Genomic DNA, 2183 nt, shown 5'->3' with positions numbered 1-2183 from the left:
GTCCCCCCTTTCGGCATGGCATCCCGGGCGTTGCTCGCGAGGTTGAACAGTATCTGGTCGATCTGGGTCGTGTCCGCCATGACGACCAGGTCTTCGGCGCAGAGAAGGACCTTGAGCCCGATATCCTCGGTGATCAGTCTGCCCAGCAACTGCTGTGTCCCCCTTATGGCCTCGTTCAGATCGACGGGATTCAGACGCACCGGCTGGAGCCTGCTGAAGGTAAGAAGGCTCCCTGTCAGGTTTGCCGCCTTCTGGGAAGACGTCATGATGTGCTCCACGTATTCCTGGAGGGGATCCTCCTGGCTGAGCCCGAGTTGCAGGAGTGTCGCGTAACCCATCAGCACCGAGAGGATGTTATTGAAATCATGGGCGATACCTCCCGCGAGAGTGCCGATGGCCTCCATCTTCTGCGATTGCCGGACCTGGGCTTCGAGACGTCTGCGCTCCGTTATGTCCTCGGCGGTGTTATCGTAATAAAGTATTTTCCCCGCGGCGTCGCGGACCACCCTGGAATTTATGCTGACCCAGATCCTGGTGCCGTCCCTGCGACACATTTCAGCCTCGAAACCTTCGACTATTCCGTGCGTTTCAAGCAACGCCTTCCTTCTTTCCCGGTTTTCGCCGTTGGCATACAGATCATGCGCTATATCAGAGACAGAATCGATCATCTCTTGCTGAGACCCATACCCGAACATCCGCACACCCGCCGGGTTGATGCTCAGGAACCGCCCCTCCGGTGTTGATCGGAATATCCCCTCCACGGAGTTCTCGAAGATGCTCCGGTATTTCTCCTCGCTCAGACGCAGTCCCGCTATTGTCTCTCTGAGCCGTTCCGTCATCATGTTGAATGTCCGCGCGAGGGTGCCGACCTCGTCACGCGAACCGGCATCCACCACCTGGCTCAGATCGCCGCTCATGATGATCTCGGCGGCCTTCGTCATCTGACGGATGTGGCGCGTGATGGTCCAGGCGATGAAGATGCCCAGGAATCCTATGAAGAGCGTGATCGTGATCCCGGCCACACCCATGATCCGCGTCATCCTGTTCCTTCCCCCGCTTAAGATGGCGCGGTATGTGTGCAACTCGTCCTCATGGACACCGGCCCCGATCACCCAGTCCCAGGGAGCATAATAGGCCAGGCGGGCCACCTTCCATCTTGGCTCCGTCTCACCCGGGTTTTGCCAGCGGTACCGTTCGGTGGCCATTTCGCCGGGTTTCAGAACTGTCGCCTTTCTTATGATCTCCTGGATCACATAGCGGCCGTCGCTGTCCCTGTTGTCCCAGATATTCTCCTCGTCCCTCTCCCCTTTCCAGGATATGATGTAGCGGCCCCGGTCCTCTCCCCTGCCCCCCAGGACATAGACATATCCCGTCTTTCCGACCATGATCTGCTGAATGGCATAGCGTATCCGCTCTTCGACGCTCTTCTGCTTGATGCCGGCATATATCATCCCCACCAGGTTGCCCGCCCCGTCGCTGAGCGGTTCGTATGCCGTCAGGTACCAGGCGTTCACCACAAAGGCACGGCCGTGATAGGTCTTCCCCTCAAGCACCGCGGCGACCACCGGGTTCGGGCTGCCGTCCGCGTTTACTGCCGGTATGTACGTTCCTATGGCGCGGCCACCCCGTGAATCCCTGACGTTCGTCGCCACGCGCAGCATATCTCCCCGCTCGTTCATGCGTTGAAAGATGGTGGCAGTCTCACCGACAAGCGTCTCGACGTCGTCCACCACCGGGGTCCTGACGGCCGGCTGCGAATTCTGCCCGATCCATTTCCCGCCGACGAGCATCCCGGGCAATCTCACTCTTACGGACTGCCCGGTGAACTGGTTCACAGCCGTCCACGCCACCGTGTCCGGGGAAAGGTTCACGCCGCCCCTGCCGGCAAGTATGTGCCGCATGACATTGAGGTTCTTTGAGAGTTGCTCCCTGACGGCCTCATCCTCCGTCCGGACCAGATTGTAGGCCCCCTGGGTAACGTGGTCGAGGTCGGCGTCGAGGAGCCGGTCGACCTCCCTCTGCGCGAGCTCGTTGTACTGGCCGCTCTGCCATACTGCAAGCGCCACGAGAGCGGCCGCCGTTATGAGGACACTGCCCGCCCCCAGGATGGATATCTTGATGTTGAGCTTCAGGTCCCTCAGAAGACGAAACATCCCTTCTCCTCTCTAACTCCTGCAGCCCCC

At 59.8% G+C, this 2183-nt stretch carries 1 protein-coding gene; it reads right to left on the bottom strand.

The genetic code is table 11. The annotated features are described in order from the left end of the window. The coding region (locus tag GXX82_09030) for a PAS domain S-box protein (GenBank protein NLT23177.1) at positions 1 to 2153 on the bottom strand (2153 nt) is incomplete at its 3' end. Between the last annotated feature and the right edge of the window lie 30 nt (positions 2154 to 2183).

Origin of the sequence: Syntrophorhabdus sp., assembly GCA_012719415.1 — a bacterium.
In the GTDB taxonomy this organism is placed as follows: domain Bacteria; phylum Desulfobacterota; class Syntrophorhabdia; order Syntrophorhabdales; family Syntrophorhabdaceae; genus Delta-02.
This window is presented reverse-complemented; position numbering and strand designations above follow the sequence as displayed.